The sequence below is a fragment of the Rhodococcus sp. 077-4 genome (genome assembly GCF_047782425.1).
Taxonomy (GTDB): domain Bacteria; phylum Actinomycetota; class Actinomycetes; order Mycobacteriales; family Mycobacteriaceae; genus Rhodococcoides.
This window is the reverse complement of record NZ_JAJPWC010000009.1, coordinates 1-20113: the sequence shown is the minus strand read 5'-3', so window position 1 is coordinate 20113 and position 20113 is coordinate 1. Positions and strand designations below refer to the sequence as shown.

At 68.0% G+C, this 20113-nt stretch carries 20 protein-coding genes and 2 pseudogenes; 20 read left to right on the top strand and 2 right to left on the bottom strand.

Going from position 1 to position 20113, the window contains the following annotated elements; translation table 11 throughout:
- Nucleotide 1: 1 nt before the first annotated feature.
- The 19 genes and pseudogenes from ACNEOT_RS25010 to ACNEOT_RS24920 all read left to right on the top strand — a co-directional run bounded on the left by ACNEOT_RS25010 (nt 2) and on the right by ACNEOT_RS24920 (nt 16750).
- Entirely contained in the window at nt 2–385 is a 384-nt protein-coding gene (locus tag ACNEOT_RS25010; RefSeq protein WP_415977442.1) for a hypothetical protein, read from the top strand.
- Nucleotides 382–966, top strand: a complete 585-nt coding sequence (locus tag ACNEOT_RS25005) for a thermonuclease family protein (protein WP_415977441.1) — start codon at nt 382–384, stop codon at nt 964–966. The genes ACNEOT_RS25010 and ACNEOT_RS25005 overlap by 4 nt, the downstream gene beginning before the upstream one ends.
- A 228-nt stretch (nt 967–1194) precedes the next feature.
- A pseudogene (locus tag ACNEOT_RS25000) lies at nt 1195–2244 on the top strand (C40 family peptidase); the annotation flags it as partial.
- Nucleotides 2241–2822: a hypothetical protein gene (locus ACNEOT_RS24995; protein WP_415977439.1), complete on the top strand. Its 582-nt coding sequence runs from the start codon at nt 2241–2243 to the stop codon at nt 2820–2822. The pseudogene ACNEOT_RS25000 and the gene ACNEOT_RS24995, both read left to right, overlap by 4 nt.
- Entirely contained in the window at nt 2819–3433 is a 615-nt protein-coding gene (locus ACNEOT_RS24990; protein ID WP_415977437.1) for a hypothetical protein, read from the top strand. Before ACNEOT_RS24995 ends, ACNEOT_RS24990 begins: the two co-directional genes overlap by 4 nt.
- Before the next feature lie 67 nt (nt 3434–3500).
- Nucleotides 3501–3824 carry a hypothetical protein gene (locus tag ACNEOT_RS24985; RefSeq protein WP_415977436.1) on the top strand — a complete coding sequence of 108 codons (324 nt, stop codon included), beginning with the start codon at nt 3501–3503 and terminating at the stop codon, nt 3822–3824.
- A gap of 19 nt (nt 3825–3843) precedes the next feature.
- Entirely contained in the window at nt 3844–4149 is a 306-nt protein-coding gene (locus ACNEOT_RS24980) for a hypothetical protein (RefSeq protein WP_415977435.1), read from the top strand.
- A 29-nt stretch (nt 4150–4178) separates the two neighbouring features.
- The gene (locus tag ACNEOT_RS24975) at nt 4179–4850 is read left to right on the top strand and encodes a hypothetical protein (RefSeq protein ID WP_415977434.1); all 672 of its coding nucleotides are present in this window, start codon (nt 4179–4181) and stop codon (nt 4848–4850) included.
- A gap of 31 nt (nt 4851–4881) precedes the next feature.
- Nucleotides 4882–5739: a hypothetical protein gene (locus ACNEOT_RS24970; protein WP_415977433.1), complete on the top strand. Its 858-nt coding sequence runs from the start codon at nt 4882–4884 to the stop codon at nt 5737–5739.
- The gene (locus ACNEOT_RS24965) at nt 5733–7244 is read left to right on the top strand and encodes a hypothetical protein (RefSeq protein WP_415977432.1); all 1512 of its coding nucleotides are present in this window, start codon (nt 5733–5735) and stop codon (nt 7242–7244) included. Before ACNEOT_RS24970 ends, ACNEOT_RS24965 begins: the two co-directional genes overlap by 7 nt.
- Before the next feature lie 136 nt (nt 7245–7380).
- On the top strand, nt 7381–8871 hold the full coding sequence (locus ACNEOT_RS24960; RefSeq protein ID WP_415977431.1) for an SCO6880 family protein: 1491 nt from the start codon (nt 7381–7383) through the stop codon (nt 8869–8871).
- A gap of 27 nt (nt 8872–8898) precedes the next feature.
- Entirely contained in the window at nt 8899–9144 is a 246-nt protein-coding gene (locus ACNEOT_RS24955) for a hypothetical protein (protein ID WP_415977430.1), read from the top strand.
- A 23-nt stretch (nt 9145–9167) separates the two neighbouring features.
- Nucleotides 9168–10862, top strand: coding sequence for a hypothetical protein (locus tag ACNEOT_RS24950; protein WP_415977429.1), 1695 nt, complete (start codon nt 9168–9170; stop codon nt 10860–10862).
- 98 nt (nt 10863–10960) lie between these two features.
- The gene (locus ACNEOT_RS24945; protein WP_415977428.1) at nt 10961–11275 is read left to right on the top strand and encodes a transposase; all 315 of its coding nucleotides are present in this window, start codon (nt 10961–10963) and stop codon (nt 11273–11275) included.
- The gene (locus ACNEOT_RS24940) at nt 11272–13281 is read left to right on the top strand and encodes a type IV secretory system conjugative DNA transfer family protein (protein WP_415977427.1); all 2010 of its coding nucleotides are present in this window, start codon (nt 11272–11274) and stop codon (nt 13279–13281) included. The genes ACNEOT_RS24945 and ACNEOT_RS24940 overlap by 4 nt, the downstream gene beginning before the upstream one ends.
- Nucleotides 13278–14021 carry a DUF4913 domain-containing protein gene (locus ACNEOT_RS24935; RefSeq protein WP_415977425.1) on the top strand — a complete coding sequence of 248 codons (744 nt, stop codon included), beginning with the start codon at nt 13278–13280 and terminating at the stop codon, nt 14019–14021. The genes ACNEOT_RS24940 and ACNEOT_RS24935 overlap by 4 nt, the downstream gene beginning before the upstream one ends.
- Nucleotides 14018–14143 (top strand): hypothetical protein, encoded by a 126-nt coding sequence (locus ACNEOT_RS24930; RefSeq protein ID WP_415977423.1) that lies wholly within the window; start codon nt 14018–14020, stop codon nt 14141–14143. The genes ACNEOT_RS24935 and ACNEOT_RS24930 overlap by 4 nt, the downstream gene beginning before the upstream one ends.
- On the top strand, nt 14140–16008 hold the full coding sequence (locus ACNEOT_RS24925; RefSeq protein ID WP_415977422.1) for a hypothetical protein: 1869 nt from the start codon (nt 14140–14142) through the stop codon (nt 16006–16008). The genes ACNEOT_RS24930 and ACNEOT_RS24925 overlap by 4 nt, the downstream gene beginning before the upstream one ends.
- Before the next feature lie 97 nt (nt 16009–16105).
- Entirely contained in the window at nt 16106–16750 is a 645-nt protein-coding gene (locus ACNEOT_RS24920) for a hypothetical protein (RefSeq protein ID WP_415977421.1), read from the top strand.
- A gap of 70 nt (nt 16751–16820) precedes the next feature.
- Here the strand turns inward: ACNEOT_RS24920 and ACNEOT_RS24915 are convergent, their stop codons facing one another.
- Both ACNEOT_RS24915 and mobC read right to left on the bottom strand, forming a co-directional pair.
- The gene (locus ACNEOT_RS24915; protein ID WP_415977420.1) at nt 16821–18692 is read right to left on the bottom strand and encodes a relaxase/mobilization nuclease domain-containing protein; all 1872 of its coding nucleotides are present in this window, start codon (nt 18690–18692) and stop codon (nt 16821–16823) included.
- Complete coding sequence (gene mobC / locus ACNEOT_RS24910) at nt 18692–19144, bottom strand: plasmid mobilization relaxosome protein MobC (RefSeq protein ID WP_415977419.1); 453 nt, start codon at nt 19142–19144, stop codon at nt 18692–18694. Before mobC ends, ACNEOT_RS24915 begins: the two co-directional genes overlap by 1 nt.
- A 408-nt stretch (nt 19145–19552) precedes the next feature.
- Between mobC and ACNEOT_RS24905 the strand changes: the two are divergent.
- Nucleotides 19553–20113 (top strand): annotated as a pseudogene (locus tag ACNEOT_RS24905) (hypothetical protein); the annotation flags it as partial.

Genomic DNA, 20113 nt, shown 5'->3' with positions numbered 1-20113 from the left:
CATGTCCACCTTCGCGGTTCCGCACTCGGGGTTCACCTCCCACGACCGCGCCCGTGCACTGGTAGCCCTGGCAATGACTGCTGTGACGTGGTGGCTGGCCTGGTCGGTTCCGATCGCAGAGTGGGCACTGCCGGACTCGACCGTGGCAGACGATCGGGTCGCGGCGACCACCGATGTCCTCGAGCAGGGGTGGTGGGTGGTCATCGTCATCAACTTTGCGCTGACGATCGGAAGCGTTATCACCGTGTGCCTCGACTACGCCCGTGGTCGTCGGTGGAGTGTCACCGCCACGCGCACCGCGGTCCGTCTGATCAGCGCCCTGGCGGTGATGTGGGCGGTCTGGACCACCTGCGTTTTCGCCGCGTCCGGGGTGCAGCCCTCGTGAACGCCACCGCGAATCCCGTTCGTCGGCAGCGGCGTTCGATGGCCGCCGCACCATGGGCGGCTCTAGCGCTGGCCGCGCTCGTGTCGGGGTGTGTTCCCGAGACCGTGCTCGGCCCGGTTGCCGCCGCGATGCCCGCCTCCACCTCGGGCGTGGTGGAGCGGGTCGTCGACGGTGACACCGTCGATGTTCGGCTGGCCACCGGCGGCGATCCGGTGCGCGTGCGGATCCTCGGTATCGACACTCCCGAAACCGTCGACCCCGACGCACCGGTGGGGTGCTGGGGGCCGGAAGCGAGCACTTGGGCTCACCAGTTGCTCGATCATGCCGATGTCACCCTCACCGGTGACCCGGCTCTGGTTTCCGATTACGACCGCTACGACCGCCTGCTGCGCTACGTCGAGCTCCCGGACGGGAGCAACTACAGCGTCGTCGCCGCCGACGCCGGAATGGCCCGCGCCTACATTTTCGGCGATCAACGACTGACCGAAGCAGCGAACATCACTGCCGCACAGGCGAATGCGCAACATGCCGGTGCCGGTCTGTGGGGAGCGCCGTGTTACGGCAGGACCGCCCCGAGCTGATCGCACTCTCACCACGGCCAGACACACCACCACCGAGTAAGGAACCAGCCCCTCATGTCCGATAGCAGCGGAAGCACCGACGCAGCGACGAAGATCGTCGCCGGCGTCGCAGCGGTGTTTCTCGCTGTCGTGATCTCGGTGGTGGTGCTGTTCGTCTCGTCCGGCTCGGACTGCGTGGTACCGGGCAGCGCGGAGGCCTCCGGTCAGGTCGGAGCCACCGACGGCGGCGGCACGGCGGGCCTGAACGAACGCCAGCTCGCGATAGCCAAGGAGACGGTCGCGATCGGCGAAGCGATGGGGATACCCGCACAGGGCATCATCGTCGCCCTCGCGACCGAATCCCAGGAATCGACATTTCGGATGCTCGCAAATACGAACGTCCCGGACTCCTTCGACTATCCCCACGACGGGGAGGGCTCGGATCACCTGTCGGTCAACCAATTTCAGCAGCAGGTCACCATCTGGGGCGATACCGCAACCCTGATGAACTCGGTGACAGCGAACCGGTTGTTCTATCAGCATCTCCTCGCCGTGCCCGGGTGGGAGTCGATGCCGGTCACGGTCGCGGCACAGACCGTGCAGGGCTCTGCCCATCCCGAGGCCTACGCCGATGACGAAACACTCGCCCGCACCCTCTACGAACAGTTCAAAGGTGCGGGGAGCGAGTTGTCGGCCGCCGACAAGGCGATCCTTGCCGATGCGGGCACGTCCGCGGCCTCGACCGCGGTCCAGGTCGCAGACGGTGGTTCCGGTGCCGGATGCGCGCCGTCGGTGTCGAATCCGAACGGCCCGACCTTCACACCCGGTGGCCCGTTCGGGCAGAACGTCATCGCCGCGGCGATGCGCTGGCTCGGCACCCCCTACGCATGGGGCGGCGGCAACACCGACGGCCCCACCAACGGCATCAGTGACGGGGGAGGCGCAGCAGATGCGAACGGCGACACCGGAAAAGTTGGCTTCGACTGCTCCGGCCTGACCCTGTATGCGGTGTTCCAGGCCTCGGGCGGTGCGATCAGCCTGCCGCACTACACCGGCGACACCTCCAACCCCGGCCAGCTCTACGACGCACGCGGACAGGACATTCCGCTCGATCAGAAGCAGCCCGGCGATCTGATCTATTTCGGATCCGGCGGCAACACCCACCACGTCGGGATCTTCTACGGCGTCGACAACGGCACCGAGATGCTCCTCAACGCCCCGCAATCCGGCGATGTCGTCAAGATCCAACCACTGTCCGACTTTTCAGGAGAAACGATGTACGTCAGGAGATTCGGATGACACGCGCCCTCACCACCCGCCGCCGCACGGGGGCAGCGGCGGTCGTATTCGCGATCGGTGTTGCTGTGCTCGCCGGTTGTGGAACTTCGACAACCGACACCCCTCCCGCACCGACCAGCGCTCCCGCACCCTCGTGCACCGCCGGTGTGGACGCGGCCACCGGCGTCGACCTGTGCGACCCGGACGCGGTGATGACCACGGCGGTGTCCGTCCTGTTCTCGTACCATCCGGCCACCCAGAATCAGAAGGGAGTCGACATCGACTCCGCTGCAACTCTTCTCGACCCCGCCTACATCTCACGCCTCGGTGTCTCCTACTCCGCCCTCGCGCCGGTCACCGGCGACACCTGGGAGCAGTGGAAGGCAGAACGGTCCACGGTGAGCGCCGAGACGGCGATCGGCAGCGACGACCACCCCGCCGACACCGACACCACCGTTTCCCGAGTGGTGACGGTGACCCAGACCGTGCGCGACGCGGCCGGTGACTCCGTCTCGCAGCTGCCGACGATGGCGGTCTACACCACGCTCACCCGCACCGGGCAGGGCGGTTGGGCCGTGAGCGGGGTGAGCGTGCGATGAGCGCCGCCCACTGGCAGTCCGGCGATTCCCCGGCCCCCCGCGCCGATGTGTGGCCCGTCGCGGTCCCGCGGACACCGCTGTGCGCGGAGCATCCGCTGGTGTGGCTGCTCGGCGCACACGGCGGCGCGGCAGTGTCGTCCCTGACCGCCTCGCTCGACTGGGCCGGCAACGCCCAGCGCCGCTGGCCCTCCGGTGGCCACGCAGACTCGCCGCTGGTGGCCATCGTGGCCCGCACACACCTGTCCGGGCTCACCGCCGCGCACCGGCTGCTGATGCAGCACTACAACCGCGAGATCCCGGCTCGAGTCCAGCTGTTGGGTCTGATCACCGTCGCGGACACCGACCGGGCGCTGAGCAGTGACCTCAAGCGCGAGCTCGACCGCGTCGAATCCCTCGCCCCGGCCGCGTGGCGGCTCGGGTGGATCGAACCCTGGCGGCACATGCTCCCCGCCGACCTGCCCTCCTGGGGGCCGCGCAGCACCCTCCCGCAGGACAAGCGGACCCGCGCCGACACCACCCGCACACCGGTGGCCCCGATCCGCGACGTGCTGCACCCCGGGTTGCTCGCCGCCGCCGCGGCCGCCCTCGATACCGGGCCACCGCCCACCTGACCACCCCAGTCCGGTTCGGATTCGACCGAATCCGAGCCTCATCCCCTCTCACCCGAAGGAACCGATCATGTTGCTCACCACCCTCACCGCCGCCGCCGACCTCGCCGCAGCGGCCGACCTGCAGCCGCACACCGATGTCCTGGCCCAGGTCGGCCCCTCCGGCGTCGAAGCACCTCCGGGAGAGGAGAAATACCAGAGCCTGATGAACATCGCCCTGTGGGTCGCAACCGGCACTCTGGCCTGCATCGGCGTGTTCGCCGGCGTCAAATTCGCCATCGGCTACCAGGACGGGACGAACTCACGCGGCCAACAGATGGCGCTTGCGGCCGTCGCCGTCGGATCCGTCTTCTCCGGCACCGCAACGCTTCTGGTCAATCAACTGATGTACTGACCGGACCGGGACCGACACCATGACGATGACTCTGTCCTCCGCGGCCGCCTACGCCTCGGCGTCGCTGCTCGCGGCCATCCCCACCGGCGACGAACCCCGCACCCCACCGCCGGAAGCAACTGCTCAGCTCGAGCAGATCGGCCGGTACTTCTTCTGGTTCGTCACCGGGGCACTGGCCATCGCCGGCGTTCTCGCCGGGGTGTATCTCGCGATCGCCTACCACCGGCACGGCCAACTCGGCGAAGGCGAAAAGCGTGTCGCCATCGTCGCGATCGCCGCCGTGATCGTCGGCACCAGCGGCGGCTGGGCACGCCTGGTCCTGTGACCCCCACACCCACTTCGAGGAGAAACACCATGCAGCACAACACCGTGCGCCGGGCACTCATCGGGCTCACCGCCGCCCTCGCACTCACCATCGCCGGGTGCGGCTCCGACAGTGCCGATCCGGACGACGGCAGCGGCGACACGCCAGTCGTCGATGTCGCCGCCGTCCCGGAATCGGTGACCTGGACTCCGTACCAGGGGGTGTCGGTGCCCTACAGCAGTGTCGACGGACCCACCAGCAACACCGGCTCGGCGGCACCGACCGGATACAGCCACACCCCTCAGGGCGCGGTGCTGGCCGCGATCCAGGCCCAGACCCGACTCGCCCTGGCCCCCGATTCGAGCTGGCCGCGGGTCACCTCGACACTGGTCGCACCGGGTGAAGGACGGGATGCCTACGCCACCGCACGCGCAGGGGCGTCGATCACCACCGCCGCCGACCCGGCCACGACCGCAGAGTTCGCCGGTTTCCGGGTCCGTGACTACACCGACGACACAGCTGTCGTCGACCTCGCGACCACCATGCCGGGCGGGCAGCTGACCTCGGTTCCCGCGACCGTCCTCTGGCGCAGCGACGACTGGAAGCTCCTGCTCCCCGACCCCGAAGCGGGCACCGACGGCAGCGATATCGCTGCCCCGGCCGCCACCGACCCGGCCGAGCTGCCCTCGCTCGACGGGTTCACCGCATTCTCCGCGTCCTGATCGATCACTCTTACGAAAGGCCCTGTGCGCCATGAAGGAATCCCCGTCACCCGAGCAGCCGAACTGGCTCGACGAGCATCCGAAAGCGCGGTGGCTCGTTACCTCGCGGACCACCGGCCTGTTCTCGCTGACGGTGGTTCTGGCGGTGATCGCACTGGTGGTGGTCATGTTCGTCACCGGCCGCGACGACCACGACGGCACCGCTGCCCCGGCGGCACCGGTGACCACTGCGCCGCCGGCCCCGTCGACGACAGGGGCTGCACCCGGTGGTAGCGGATTCGGGGTCTCGATCGCGGACCCCTTCGGCCGCGAGATCGCCGTCCCCCTCGACCCGCAGGGCCAGATCCTGCCGCAGTCCGACCCGGGCGAACGGCCACCCTTCGACAAGAACACCCCGGTCCCCGCGCCGCTGGGTGTCAAGTGGCAGACGATCGGATCGACCGCAGCGCCGTTCTCGACCTCGGACGGCCCGACCCGCATCGACGGCCGCTACGCCACCGGCTACTCCCGTACCCCGCAGGGCGCGGCCCTGGCCGGCTGGCAGATCATGGCGCGGATGCTGCGTAGCGGCGACGACACCCGAGAGGGGTACCGCAACCACGCCGTCGGCCCGCCCGGTGTCATCGACACGATGCTGGCCAAACTCGCCGCATCGGACGATCCGAACTTCACGACCAACAAGCTGATGTTCTTCCCGGAAGCGTTCCGAATCACCTCCTACTCAGGCGATTTTGCGGTCATCCAATACGCAACGCCCCGCGGTAACAACCAGTGGGCACTGTTCCAGCAGAGCACCACGTGGGCCGACGGGGACTGGAAGATCACGGCAACCGATACCAAACCAGTTCTGCCCGAGATCTCCTCACTGGTGGGGTGGACCCGATGGTGACCACCGCCGCCCGCACCCTCGCGCGGTGGGTCACCGCGGTACTGGTCATCGCGGCCGCGGTGCTCCTCCTCGGTGCCCCGAGCGCCCTCGCACAGCCTGAGGACCCGCCGGCCGACCCGGCCGCCGTTCCCGCGGAGCAGGAAGATCCCGGATTCTTCGACGCCTGTGACACCTTCACCGACTCGATCGACCTCCTGCCCGGTTTCATCACCGGTCCTGCCTGCAAGGCGGCCACCGTCGCGATGGACCCCTCCGGGGCAGCCGGGGCAGCCACCTCCTGGGTGGCCGCTGGAGCCGTCGGTGAGGCCGCCGAAGCGTTCCTCGAAGGCTTCGGGCAGGCGATCAACCTCATGTTCACCTGGTGGCTGAACATCCCGCTCCCTGATCTGGCGAACCCGGAATCGGTCGGTGCATTCCACGCCTACCTGTACTGGATCAACGCCTCCCTCGTCGCGGTCTCGATCGCGGTGTCGATGGTGCGCCTGGCGTTCGCGACCGCCTCCGCCCGCAACGAACGCGCGACCGAATCGGCGAAGATGCTCACCCGCACGGTCTTTGCGTCCGCAACGTTCGCGCCCGCCCTGGTGGCCATGCACGCCGGATCGGTGGCCATGGGCCGCTGGATCGTCGACGACGCCGCCGGCGGCAACATCTCCGGCGTCCTGAAAAACCTCACCGACGTCTCGAACGTCTCGGCCGACCTCTCGGCCGGACTGATGTTCATCTTCGGGCTCCTGGGGATCCTCGGCGCACTGGTGCAAGCACTGTTCGTCGTCATCCAATACGCCCTGCTGATCTGCGTGACCGGCTTCCTTCCCACCGCGGCCGCCGGATCCGGCACCGTCCCGGGTGATCAGGCCTACAAGAAGATGATCGGTTTCGCGATCGCCACGGTGCTCTTCCCACTGTTCTCGGCCTGCGTCTACGCCCTGGCACTGTGGTCGGCCGGCAGTGACGACGCGATGAGCAGGTTGTGCGGAATGGCGCTGCTCGCCCTCTCGTGCCTGTGCCTGCCGGTCCTGCTCCGCCTGATCATGCCCGCCGTCGCCGCCTCCGGCGGCGCATCGGGTGCCTCCGCGCTGGCCGCGATCGGGGTCGGTACCGGCGCGGCAGCCGGTGTCGCCATGAAAGCGGCGTCCTCGTCCGGATCGGGCGGAGGCGGCAGCAGCACGACGCCGGCAACCGGTGGCCGCAGCGGCGACGCCCCCACCGGGGCCCAGGCCACCCCGCCCTCCGGTGGGGGCGGGGCAGCCGGCCGCGGTGGTGCCTCGGGTTCGGCCGGGGCCGCCGGTGCATCGGGAGCGTCGGCCTCCGGTGCCTCGGCTGCAGGCGGAGCTGCGGGCGGCGCAGCAGCGGCAGCAGGCCCGGTCGGCGCAGCCGCCGCCGGTGCCAAGCAAGCCACCGCCGTCATCGGAAAGGGCGTCCAAGCCGTCGAGAGCGCAACCGGCGCTGCCTCGGGAGACGGCCACCGCGACGGCCACGGCTCGGGAGGGCGATCCGGATGACCCACCCGCACGCCGACGACACCGATTCCAGGTCATACCCGCCCGGCCGTTTTAGCTCGAGCACGAATGAGAGCGGCACTCGACAGCCAATGCCGCGCCCACGCACAAGCATCCACAGAGCAGGAGTGAGAAACCGATGAGTAGTCAGAGCGAGGAACGCACGATCCGCACCTACGCCGGGTGGTTCAACGAACGCCGCGTCTACGCGTTCGGACTGACCCCGGTCGCATTCGGGGTACTCGGGGTTGTCGTGATCGTGACGTTGGCGATCATGTTCCTCGTCTCGGTTCTTCCGGCGCTGGTCGTCGGTGGTATCGGGTTGCTGTTGTGGATGCCGCTGACGGTCAACGTCGCCGGTAAGTCGGCATACGAGGCGCTGCTGCTCGGCCGCCAGTGGGGCCGACAGCGCCGTAAGGCCCAACACATCTACCGTGCGGGCCCGTTGTCGAACCAGTCCGGTGGCCGCGCCCGCCTGCCCGGGATCGGAACGGCGATGGAACTGTGGTGGGCGCTCGACAAGTTCGGTAACCGATTCGGCATGGTCCGGATGCTCGACACCCACCAGTACACGGTGGTGCTGAGGTGCCGGGTCGGCGGCGCTGCGGGCAACGATCAGGAATTGATCGACTCGTTCGTCGGATCGTGGGCGAATTTCCTTGCCGCACTGGGACAGATCGGCAACGTCGCCGCGATGACCGTCACCGTCGAAACCCTGCCCGAGACCGGGGAACGGGTGCGGGCGAACATCTCGGCCATCTGCGATCCGGACGCGCCGGCCGAAGCGTTGGCGATCATGGCCGAACGCCTCGCCGCGGCCGACAACGACGGCCAGCGCGTGCACTCGCGGATCTCGATCACTTTCGATTCCACCAGCCCCGCTCAGCGTAAGGATCCGATGATGGCTGCGGCCGTCATCGGCAACCAGTTGCCGGTGTTCTATCAGCAGCTCGCGCACTGCAATGTCACCGCGCTACCGATGACCGACCACGAGATCTCCGCCGTCGTACGCCGCGCCTACGCACCCGAGCAGGAAGCCGACATCGAATCCGCCCTCGCCCGTGGCGATTACGTCTGCGACTGGGCCGACGCGGGTCCGATCACCGCCGAAGAAACAAAGGACACCTACCTCCACGACGCCGGCGCATCGCGGGTGTGGGTGATGCGCACCCCGCCGTCCGGATTCCCCACCGAACGGGTCCTGGTCGGTCTGCTCTCCCCGAACGCCTCGGTTCCGCGTAAACGCATCACCTTGATCTATCGCCCCTACAGCCCCGGCGACGCCACCAAGACCGTCGAGGGCGACTTCAAATCCGCTGTCGCCAAGGTCAATACAGCACGCGGCATCGTCGCCGCCGAAGCCGAGATCGAAATCGAAGCGACCCAAGCAGCCCGGCGAGCCGAAGCACGTGGCCACGGCCTGGTGCGGCTGTCGATGGTCGTCACGGCCACCTGCCTCGACGAAGACGACCTCGACGCCCTCGAACCGGACATGAAAGCCCTCGCCGCAGGAGCGCGCCTGAACCTGCGACCGGCCTACCGCCACCAAGCCGCGGCGTTCCTCGCAGGCCTCGGCATCGGTGTACTGCTGCCCGATCACGCCACCATCCCCAAAACGCTGCGCGCCTGAACGCCCACCTCACCTAGGAGAATGTCGATGAACAACGAACACACACCCGGCCATCCCGAGTTCGTCGAGGCACACGGCGGTAAAACGATTCCCCTCGGCCACAGAGAGGGCCTGATCGACCTCACCGTGACCGTCAACGGTACGACGACTCGCCTCGATCCTCCGGTGTTCTCGACGACGGACAAAGCCGACCTTGTCGACGTCGCGGCCGGTGACGGGTTCATTGCCCGTGCCCTGCGGCACCGCCGCGCTACCGAGAACGGGCCACTGTGATGGCCGGTATCGGTGGAAGGTTCATGCTGCGTAGGAAGATTGCCGATCTCACGAGAGCGAGCGAGCCGCGCCAAGCAACCTCGACTCGTGCGGTCACCGACCCGATGCGGGTTGCCCGCGAGCGTCGCCGCGCCGACGCCCGCGCACGAGCAGCAGCGGAGAAGGCCGAAGTCAGGGCTGCACGTCTGGCCCGTGACCCCTCCCGCACCGACCGCGTCGAGTACCGGTGGCGCAAGGCCGCCCCGTTGCGGGCACGTGGGTTCAGCGGCCGCGGCGGTGGCCGGATGGGTGTGGTCGACCACCCGCCGACCTTTCGCGCGACGACCGATCAGGCCTGCGGAATGTGGCCGCACTACGTCGGCACCGGGCACCCGCAGATCGGCACACCCCTCGGCGTGGACCCCGACACCGGCCAAAGTGTCTGCTACGACCCCATTTCCGCGGTCTACCGCGCTCGTCTGCAGAACACCCCCTCGGTGTTCCTGCTCGGCCTGCCCTCCCTCGGGAAGTCGACGGTGGGCCGGATCATCGTCGGCGGCGCGATCGCCCAGGGCCAGATCCCGATCATCCCGGCAGACCTCAAACCCGACCAAGCCAAATTGATCGAGGCCCACGGCGGCAAGGTGATCCGCCTCGGACACGGCGAAGGCCACCTCAACCCCCTCGCCGTCGGTGCGTTGGGCACCATCATTCCCCTGCTCGACGACTTCCCCGAGATCCAGCGCAAGGTCCGCGCTCAGGTCTTCCAGCGTCGACGTCGGCTGGTGTTGGGGCTGTGCGAGCTCGAACGCGGCGGAGAGCTCAACCAGAGCGAAACCAACGTCATCTCCACCGCCCTGCGTGAGCTCGACGCCGATGCCCGGTTCACCGCCGAACACCCTCCGCTGCTCAAGGACCTGTTCGCGCTGATCGAGGCCGGCTCGCCCGAGCTGCACCGCAAGACGCTCACGCTCGGCAAGCCCGAACGCTACGCAGAGAAGGTCGAACCGCTCCTCGAGACGCTGATCGCCCTGTTCGACGGCGAACTCGGCGAAGTGTTCTCTCAGCAGACCACCACCCCCATCGACGTCTCAGGTGACCGTCCGCCGGTCGGGGTGTGCGTCGACATCTCCGGAATCGGGATCGACGACCCCAAGCTCGAAGCTGCGATCATGCTCGCCTGCTGGTCCGATGCCTTCGGTGCGATCGAGGCCGCTCACGTCCTCGCGGACGCCGGGCTCAGACCGCAGCGCCACTTCCTGGTGGTCCTGGACGAGCTGTGGCGCGTTCTGGCCGGCGGATCGCGGATGGTGCTGCGCGTGGACCAGCTCACCCGCCTGACCCGCACCCTGGGGACGGCGCTGATGATGATCACCCACACCGTCAAGGACCTCGAAGCACTCGACTCCGACGTCGACATATCCCGGGCCAAGGGCTTCATCGAACGCGCGGGAGCGGTCATCGTGGGAGGCCTGCCGACCACGGAGATGGACAAGCTCGATTCCATCGTGCCCTTCACCCGCCAGGACCGGGACCTGGTCGCCTCGTGGTCGACCCCGGCCGGGCACGACGACAGCGGCCGTGAGATGTCCCCGCCCGGCCGCGGCAATTTCCTCCTCCGCTTCGGCACCGCGCGCAGTCCCGGCGTCCCGTTCAACACCGTCCTCACCCCCACCGAAAAGCGCCTCGACTACCACAACACCAACACCCGCTTCGACAACGTCTCCCACGCGGCGTGAGCCCGAGACAGGAACGCACCCATGACAATTCAGCACCGCACCGGCCCGCTCTCCCCCGCACCGGCCCTGACCGGTCACGCCACCACGGCGGCTCAGCGATGAGGGGCCGGCCGTATCCGGCGGAGGTGCGAGAACGCGCCACCCGCATGGTCACCGAACGCGTTCCCGACTCACCGTCCCCCTGGGCGGCAATCGAATCCGTCGCCTCCCATCTCGGACTGCACCCGAACACCGTTCGGCTCTGGTACCGCCAGGCGCAGGGCGTCACCGATGAGCGCCCCTTACTGCCGAGTGAGCAGAACGCCGAAATAGCCCGCCTGAGACAAGAACTCGCGGACGCGCGACGGCTGAACGCGGACTTGGTCGCCGGTTCCGCAGAGAGCTTCCACCACACCGAGAGGACGCCGCTGTGAGCACTGGACGAGGAGCACGAGGACCGGGCGCAGGACTCGACCCCACCGTGGCCATGCTCGGCGCGGCCGCGACGCTGGCGATCGCTGCCTACGGCGGTAGCGAAGCCGCACTGCATCTGGGCAGCCCTCTCTCGGGCATCGACCAATCCATCCCCGGTAGCCCCATCTCCCTGGTCAAAGCCCTGGCGACCGGCCAAGTGGTGTGGTCGACCGGTGCAACGGTGCTGATGGTGTTCTTCGGGATCCTCGCCCTCGCTGCCGTCGTCGCCGGCACCGCATGGCTGATCCGTCGACGCCTGCGGGTGACCCGCGTCGACGACGCCGGGCTGTACCTCGCTCGGCCGCGAGAGGTGGCTCGGCTGACCGAGAAGAGCCTGCGCGCCGAGATTGCGCGTCTGGGAACACCACTGACCGACAGTGATGTGCCGGGCGGGACGCTCGGCCGATTGGTGCTGGGACCGAACAGATTCGGCGTCACCCTCTACCCCGGCCCGGAAGACGTGTGCACACACATCTGGGGACCTCGTGTCGGCAAGACGACGTGCGTGATCATTCCGCAGATCCTCGCTGCCCGCGGCGCTGTGCTCACCACCTCGAACAAGCGCGACGTCGTCGACGAGACCCGCGCCTATCGCGCCGAGAAGGGCACAGTGTCGGTGTTCGACCCGCAAGGAGTCGCCCTCGAACTGCCGAGCTGGTACTACGATCCCCTGACCTGGGTGCGGTCGGCACGCCCGTCCGCCACCCGCGCGCTGGCCGACACCCCCGGCTCCCTCGACGCAGCCGCCCGACAGGACGCCCTCGCGGAGCTGCTCGGCTCCGACTACGTCTCCCGGATGGAGCACTCCGCACAGGAGACGAAAGCTGCGATGTTGGCGAACATCTTCGCCACCTCCACCACCGGCGAGAACGCGCGCCGTGATCCGTTCTTCGACCCGATGGGCGAACGGCTGATCACCGGGTTCGTCCTCGCCGCCTCCGCCGCCCGGCTCCCGCTGCCGATCCTCTACAGCTGGGCCACCGACACGAGCAATCAACAACCGGTGCATCTGTTGCACGAGCACGGGTTCGAGGCGTGGTCGTCCGCGCTCAAAGCGCAGTACACCGCCCCCGAGAAGCAACGTGGCGGTGTGTTCGCCACGGCCGCCAACATGCTCGGCTGCCTCGCCTACGCCGAAATCCACCCGTGGATCAGCCGCATGGGTGAGCACGACACCCGCCCGGAGTTCGATCCGGACGCATTCGCCGCCGAGCAAGCACCCACGCTGTATTCGCTCTCGATGGAGGGCGTCGGTGAGTGCGGCGCTCTGGTGACCGCGTTGACCGTTGCCGTCACCGACGCACTCGTCGACGCAGCCACCGCGACGCCGAAGTCGATCGACCCGCCGCTTCCCGCCGGCCGACTGCGAGTACCGGCGACGTACGCCCTCGACGAGGCAGCGAACGTCGTGCGCTGGAAGGATCTTCCGAACCTGTACAGCCACTTCGGATCTCGCGGAATCCTGGTCTCGACCATTTTGCAGTCCTGGTCGCAGGGCGAGGAGTGCTGGGGCCAGGGCGGGATGCGCAAGCTGTGGGGCGCATCGACCGTGCGCGTCTACGGTGGCGGTGGCTCGACCCAGGACGGACGGTTCCTCGACAACGTCTCCGAAGCGCTCGGGGATCACTGGGAGATGACCGAGACCGTCTCGAGCGGCCGCGGTGGCCAGTCCCGGTCGCAGCAACGCCAGCAGATCCGCACGTTGACCAAAGCGGACCTGGTGGCCATGCCCGCCGGACGGGCCGTGCTCGCCGAAGTCTCCAAATGCCCTGCGGCGCTGGTGGAAACACTGCCCTGGTACACCGGGCCCTACGCCGAAGAGGTCGCGGCCGCGAAGGAACGCGCCGGTGAGGACCCCACTGTCGCCGCCCTCGACGACGACCCGGACCCCGACGACCCGACGTCGGTACTGCCCAAACCGGTCACCCGCCTGCCCAGAGGTGTGAGCCTGGAGCAGAGTGCATGAGCGCCGCCGACGAACCCCCACCCGACGACCTCACCGACGAACCCCCACCCGACGACGAATTCGGTAGCACCGAATTCGATATCGACGACGACGGCGAGCCCGAGCCGGTCGATCTCGACGCTACTGGAACGCGGCAGCCCGACGTGCCGATGGAGATGCCTCAGCAGGTCATCGACGGGGCGGTGAACCGCAGGCTTCGCAAGGAAGCCGACCGGATCGTTGCCGAGCTGTACGACGCTCGGATGACCCCGGAGCTGGTGCAGCAGATGTACGACGCCACCCTGCGTGCCCTGGATGCGCAGCTGCTCCTCGACGTCCGCGCCGCCGAGGCTACGGCTGCAGCCGCCGAAGCTGCTGTGCGCGATCCCGCGAAGCCGTTCTACCGGAACGGATTCGACTTCTTCGATCAGTACCTCAGTGACGTGTACCGCCGCGACGTCGTCAACGGTGGCCAGAAGAAATGGTGCCTGATGTGGTGGAAGCACAGTGAGGCAGTCGTTGTCGTCGACGCGTTGTGGCGATCGTGGGAGAAGCTGCGCGTCGACCCGGGGACCGGGATGTCGGTGTGGAAGAAAGACCACGCCGACCACCACATGAACGTGCTGTTCGACCCCAACGGCACCTTCCAGGACTGCTCGGTGAAAAACGGTCACCGGCCCCTCCCCCCGATTCCCTCCGACCCGATCCCGGCCGAGCTGCTCGGCGAAGAGGTCGAGCAGTCGCCGGTGACCGACGCATGAGCGCGGACCAGCCTGCAGAAGACGCGATCGTCGCCTGGGCGGTCCTGATCGCCAAAGCCGCCGCACTCGACGTCCTGACCGACGACGACACCCCACCTACTGAAATCGAGGTAACAAGATGAGCACCGAACACAGCGACATCGGCCGCGAGAGCGGCGCAGTCCTGCGCACGATGTTGCAGGTCGCATTGCAGGTCAGCGAACAGCTCGCCCGCCGGCGCGAGCAACGCCTCCGCGAGGCAGCCGCGGGCAGCGAACGGCAACGCCACGCCCTGGAGAGCCGACTGCGCGCCGAACAGCAATCCGCCGAGACAACACTGCGGGCGGTGCACCGGGAACGCTGGTGGGCCTCTGCGACGCCCGAGCAGATCAGCGAACAGGTCCGGTTGGCGCACACGTGGAAGGACCGCTCTCCGATCGCCGCCGACACCGCCGATGTCATCGACGAACAACTCCAGGCCCACTACGTCATCACCCGTGACCGCGAGAACCTGGACATGGCCGTGGTCAGCCTGGCCGTCCAACGCGACATCGAACGCCACCGCGCCCGCGAGGACGCCGGCAAGCAGTACACCAAGGACGGGTTCAGCGTCCTCGAGGAAGAACCACGCGGGCCCGGCTTCGTCGAGGCCCAGTACCTGCGCACCGGTGAGGGGTTCGACGAGCAGATCACCGACGAGCTCGTGCGCCGTGACCCGTCCAAATGGGCGGTGCACATGGTCGACGGCCCCGACGGTGTACCGGTTCCCGAGTACTACTGCACCGACGTGGCAGGTCTGCCCGACGTCGATCACGAGCGACCGTTGCTGATGCGCGTGTGGGATGACAAGTACCTCGACAGCGCCCCACCGGCTCGCCTGGCCGATCTGCATCACATCAGCGAAAGCGTGGCCACCGATCGCGCGGCCGAGCAGATCCGCGAACGGTTCGGCGTCGACGTCGACGCGCTCGGTGACGACGCCCGCGCTTCCCTCGGGGCGATGCTCACCGACATCGACGGTGCCCGCCGCTCCCCTGCCGCAGCGCAGAAGGCCGCCGCTTCGGTCGGCCGCGAATCCGCCATCACCACACTGATGGACCCGGCCGCGGAGATGGACCGCGAACAGGTGGCCGCCGCATGGCAGTGGTTCTCCACCGCCCACCCCCGCGAGGCCGAACACCGCCTCTACGGCGACGCCTCCCCCGCCGCCGAGACCGGCGGTGCTCCGTTCGAGAAGTATCTCGATCACGTGGCCACCGAATGGGCCGCACAGCATCAGCCGGACCTTGTGCACGAGATGCCCTCGGACGACCAGCGCGATGAGCTGTTCAAGGCGTGGGCGGAGCAGACGACATCGGACTACCCGCGCCTGGACGACGCCGCCACCCGCACCGTGCTCGGCCCGCCGCCGCCGGTGACCTCCACCGACATGGACACCGTGGCCGAGTGGGCGCGCCACAGGATCCCATGGGACTACGAACGGTTCACCCAAGGCACCGGAAAGACCAAGGAGACCGGTGAGCAACATCTGCGGTTACGGTTCGACGTTCACCACGCCCAGGAGTGGGCGAACGATCACGCGCCGGCACTGGCAGCCAAGTACGTCCAAGCAGAACAGTCCACCGATCGCCCCGCCTACCTGAGCGCCCGGGAAGAGCTGATCGAGTCGTGGAACGCAGTCGGACGCCCCTTCGATGCGCAACTGGCGGACGAACCGGCCCGCCCCGATGCCCCGGTCCCCGAAAAGTCGGGCGCAGCTGTGTCGGCTGCAGCCGAACCCGGCACGCCCGCATACGACAGCGCCGAACGACGCGACAAGGAGGCGGCAGAACTCCTCGCGGCCGGCGTCGACGAGGAAGCCGTCAACGCTCACCGTCTCGCCGACATCAGCAACGCCAAACCCGCCACCGCCATCGACTTCGATTCCGGCACCGGGAGCGGACCGAAAGCCAGCAAGGGCGATCGCTCGAAAGGCAGAGACGTCAGTCAGGACCGCAGTAGCCGATAATCAGCGCACCCGTGCCCCGTCGACACCTCTGTCGGCGGGGCACGGTGATGCGTACACAGCGTTCGATTCGATCGAAAAGGGTGGGTGAGACCAGATCATGATGGTTCTGGCTGTAGGGGTCTACGCCGTGATCGTTGCGGTACTCGGGGCGGCGCTGCTGAAACACTGGCGGCGTCGAAAGGACAACAATTCGGCTTCTGTCTATGCAGCGTTGGGAGCCGGGGTCCCGCTCCTGGCGGTGATGGTCGGCGTCGTCATGACTATCGTGGCGGGCTCGATCACCGGACCCGACCCACGCTATGCCACCGGGTACGTGGTCATCATGGTTGTTGCCTGCGGGTCGGCCGTGGTGCTGTGGACCGTATGGGGGTGGGTCCGCACCCGCGAGCATCTAGAAGCACGCAGCACAGCCCGACAGCTCGGCACCCCGCCGCCGAAGTATTTCTTCGCGCCCTGGGCAGTGGGCGCGGCGGTTCTCCTGATCGGCTGGGGTCTCGGCCTGTGGCTGTCGTCGTACATTCCACGGGGACTGGGTTGGTGGTACGAGAGCCACGGCCCGGTGACGATGGACGAACTGGAACGGATCGTCGACCGCTGGGTCTTGGGGCTTGAGATCTATATGGGGTTGGTCGCTGTCGCTGCTCTGATTGCCGGGGCCTGGCGGTGGCGACAGCGTCGCCGGTACGCCGCCGAGCTGCGTGCGCAGGCCATGAAGCGGCATCGCCCCGACGAATCGCTCTGAGCCGCTGCACCCCGCTCGCCGCACACGTGGGCGGGGTGCAGCGCACCACCACTGCGCCGGCCACGTCCGGTCAGCGTTCCAAGCCTGAATCGTCTCGCCCGATGTCGGACCCGCGCGATGCCTTGGGACTGGTCTTGTCCGACTCGTCTCGCTTCCTGTGCGCCGGGAGGCCGGCCGTTCCGGCCTTCCCGAGCCGGTAGGCGTTGCGTGTCTCGTCGTCCATTGCAGATTCGTCGACTTCGGTGACCGGCGTCCGATCGTCCGGCCGCCGTTGGCCGGCGGCAAGGCGCGAGATACGCAGAGCCTCGGACACTTCCGCCGGGTGTTCCTCGCGGCTTTGCGGCTCTGCTTCGGGCAGTGTCCGGCCCACCGGGGCGGCACGGTCGACACTGGACCGCGCCGGGGCCGCGGGCGCGCCGGCCATGACCGTCTCCGGTGCACCGTGCCGCGCCGTCAGAGTCGAATGCAGTGCTTCGAGTTCACCGGTTCGCACAGCCACCAGCGCCTGTGAGCGAGCCAGATCCCCTGCCGCACTGTGCGCGTCCGCGAACGCGTCGACCGTCCGCATGAGCTGACGCAGCAACAGCACTTGGCTCGCACCGGAACTGCGGATCTGGGTCTGCATCAAGATCAGTGCGACACCGCCGGCACTGGCCCGCTTGTCGACCACCGGTGCGCGCAAGTGCGCGGGGATCTCCGCCGACCGCGCCAACGCCGCCGACGCCGCCGCCAACGGCCCCGGGGTTGCTTCCACCCGCGTCGACCATGCCGCGAAGACACCGGCAGTGCGGCCCGCTGCCCGAGCCCATTGCGCGTGATCGTCGACCGGGATCGACGACAGATACCTGTTCCACGTCTCGACATCGCGGGCGGCCCGCGTCATCAACTCCGGGTCGATGCGCGCACGTTCGCGGCCACCGGTCACCGTGACCGCGCCCCCACGCCGCGACGCGGTCCATTCCTGCTCGGCCGCCGTCGTTGCCGCGGGCGAGGTGTCCCACTCGTCGCGCAGACGCGGCAGCGTCAGGTCCTTGGCCAACCGTCCGCCGCCGAACCACACCGGCTTGACGCCCGCGGCTCGATCGCCCTTGCTCGGCGTCGCCGCTACGGAATAGCCGATCACCTGACCCGATGACGTTCCGGTCGCGTATCGGGGGCGCACCAACAGGTTGTCCCCGCGTAGTCGGCGCACGAACTCCGCTTCGGTTTTCGACGCCGTCGCCGCCGCCCGCACGCGCCGCTCGATCGTTCGCCGTACCGGCTCCGGCAGGCCTGCCTTCTTCGCTGTCTCGAGCTCCGCCGGGGAGACTCCACGGCTACCGCGCTGCTCCTCCCGCGACGAGAGCACTTCGAGTCCGTACCGACGTTCGAGGACGTTGCACGCCTCCTGCGAGCGTGGCCGATCGCGGTAGGTGTCGACCTTCGTTCCGTCCTCGCGGACCAACGACGCCGCAATGTGAATGTGGTCGTTGCCTTCGGCCGAAAGCCCGTGCCGCACCGCGACCCACCGCGCGGACGGCCGCGGATCGTCCGGGTTGTCGAACCCCATCTCTTTCATGAAGTCGGCCGCGATCGCCGCCCACTTCTCGTCCGAAAGCTGCCCCTCCTCCGCCTTGAGCGAGAGCGAGCAATGCCACACGTGAGCGTCGAACTTCTCCGCAGCCCGTGCGTCGAGTTTCGTTGCGCCCTCGGCCATACGAGCCTTCACCTTCTCGGTGTCGGCCCACATCACCGTCGTCCCGAACTGGCGACGCGGCATGTCCATCTGGTGCGCCACCGACAACGCCCACTGCCGGTCCAACCGCTCCCCGACCATCGCAGGGTCGACCACGCTCGAATGCCCCGCCACCAGATGCGGATCGGTGTGCTCGTTCGCCTTGCCCGGCCCCTGCAAGTAGGCCATCAGCCCCGCCGCTTTCGAGCCGCGGGAGATGTTCGACATCACCGCGAGACGTCCAACATCGCCGCGTCAATCCGAACCAACGTCGCCTGCAACGCCGTCAACGCATTCGACAGCTCCGACGCCAGATCCGAGTCCACCGACCCCGTCGCATTCGTCGCCTTCGCGATCTGGTTGATGTTGCGTCCGACCTGCCGCACCGACACCGACAGCCCGTACATCCGGTCGGTGATCGCCAGCTTGTCCGCCGGCGGAAGACCGGTGACCGATCCCTCCGGCGTCGGCGTCAACGCAGACTCGAGCAGCAGCCGCGGAACAGTCACACCGAGCACTCGGGCCCGCGCCTGAATCGCCTCCTCCTCCTCGGCCGACGCCATCACCTGATGCGCGAACGGACGGCCACCATCGACGTTCGGCAACCGCCGACGACGCAGGGACCGAGCGATGTTTTTCGCAGCACTCCCCGCCTTCTTCTCCTCGCTGCGATCGCTCATCTCACCACCCGCCCTTCGTCCTGGTCACCACCGCACTTTCGGCCCAGCGCAGCGACCCCTTACCTGGGGACTCGCACGCCAGTGTGACAGCCATTTCGGGACCTGTCCAGGAATGGCCCTCATTTACCGTAGGTAAATATTAGCTTGCTCCGCCTGGGGCACCGCTGGTGGCTCGCGGAGCCTGCGCAGCGGGTCACCACAAAAGACGCTCAGGACGAGCGCCGCGAGTTCCGATTCCGCGCACCCCAGGTGCGCGGCCGGCGGTTGTCCCCGGTTGTGGATTCGGACCCGATTGTGGGTGCCTGAGACCGAGCGGAGCGGCCTGGGAACTCTCGGACATCCACATGAGGACACCGTCCGATCCACAGTTGGGGGCAACCGCGCTCGCGATCTGGGCATGATGGATAGATGAGTCTCGAACCGACCGGTCCCGACCGCCGCCCTCGCCTGGCAGGAGCGAAGTGTTCTGCCGTTGTGGTCATCGCCGCGATTGCGGCCGCAGTCGGACTCGTTCTCTGGATCGCGCTCGCGTCACCCCAGCCGGGCACAGTCGCCGGGCTTGGAGGGGCGGCCGTTCTGTTCAGCGCCGGGCTCGCCTTCCTCAACGGCCATCTCGAACGCAGGCACAACGTCGAGGTCGAACGCGACAGACGAGACGATGCAGAGATCGACCGCAGGCAGACCGAAAAATATGAGCTAGCTCGACTCGATGAACTGACAACCTCACGAACCGCGACGTCGGATGCCGAACGCGCCCGGATGGAGGAACTGCTTGCTGCACGGGAGCAGGTCCATCTCCGGGAAACGATCCGCGACCTCCGGGCCCGCTTCGCGACCGCCGCGGCGCAACTCGCAGATCCCGCCGCCCCGGTACGGCTGGCGGGTGTGTTCTCACTTGGATCGCTCGCGGACGACTGGGCTGCCCTTCACCCACTCGATGCCGCGATCATCGAACGTCAGGTGTGCATC

Coding starts and splice junctions, on each gene's coding strand:
- ACNEOT_RS25010 (WP_415977442.1), top strand. CDS start 2: ATGTCCACCTTCGCGGTTCCGCACTCGGGGTTCACCTCCCACGACCGC.
- ACNEOT_RS24995 (WP_415977439.1), top strand. CDS start 2,241: ATGACACGCGCCCTCACCACCCGCCGCCGCACGGGGGCAGCGGCGGTC.
- ACNEOT_RS24990 (WP_415977437.1), top strand. CDS start 2,819: ATGAGCGCCGCCCACTGGCAGTCCGGCGATTCCCCGGCCCCCCGCGCC.
- ACNEOT_RS24985 (WP_415977436.1), top strand. CDS start 3,501: ATGTTGCTCACCACCCTCACCGCCGCCGCCGACCTCGCCGCAGCGGCC.
- ACNEOT_RS24980 (WP_415977435.1), top strand. CDS start 3,844: ATGACGATGACTCTGTCCTCCGCGGCCGCCTACGCCTCGGCGTCGCTG.
- ACNEOT_RS24975 (WP_415977434.1), top strand. CDS start 4,179: ATGCAGCACAACACCGTGCGCCGGGCACTCATCGGGCTCACCGCCGCC.
- ACNEOT_RS24970 (WP_415977433.1), top strand. CDS start 4,882: ATGAAGGAATCCCCGTCACCCGAGCAGCCGAACTGGCTCGACGAGCAT.
- ACNEOT_RS24965 (WP_415977432.1), top strand. CDS start 5,733: ATGGTGACCACCGCCGCCCGCACCCTCGCGCGGTGGGTCACCGCGGTA.
- ACNEOT_RS24960 (WP_415977431.1), top strand. CDS start 7,381: ATGAGTAGTCAGAGCGAGGAACGCACGATCCGCACCTACGCCGGGTGG.
- ACNEOT_RS24955 (WP_415977430.1), top strand. CDS start 8,899: ATGAACAACGAACACACACCCGGCCATCCCGAGTTCGTCGAGGCACAC.
- ACNEOT_RS24950 (WP_415977429.1), top strand. CDS start 9,168: ATGCTGCGTAGGAAGATTGCCGATCTCACGAGAGCGAGCGAGCCGCGC.
- ACNEOT_RS24945 (WP_415977428.1), top strand. CDS start 10,961: ATGAGGGGCCGGCCGTATCCGGCGGAGGTGCGAGAACGCGCCACCCGC.
- ACNEOT_RS24935 (WP_415977425.1), top strand. CDS start 13,278: ATGAGCGCCGCCGACGAACCCCCACCCGACGACCTCACCGACGAACCC.
- ACNEOT_RS24930 (WP_415977423.1), top strand. CDS start 14,018: ATGAGCGCGGACCAGCCTGCAGAAGACGCGATCGTCGCCTGGGCGGTC.
- ACNEOT_RS24925 (WP_415977422.1), top strand. CDS start 14,140: ATGAGCACCGAACACAGCGACATCGGCCGCGAGAGCGGCGCAGTCCTG.
- ACNEOT_RS24920 (WP_415977421.1), top strand. CDS start 16,106: ATGATGGTTCTGGCTGTAGGGGTCTACGCCGTGATCGTTGCGGTACTC.
- ACNEOT_RS24915 (WP_415977420.1), bottom strand. CDS start 18,692: ATGTCGAACATCTCCCGCGGCTCGAAAGCGGCGGGGCTGATGGCCTAC.
- mobC (WP_415977419.1), bottom strand. CDS start 19,144: ATGAGCGATCGCAGCGAGGAGAAGAAGGCGGGGAGTGCTGCGAAAAAC.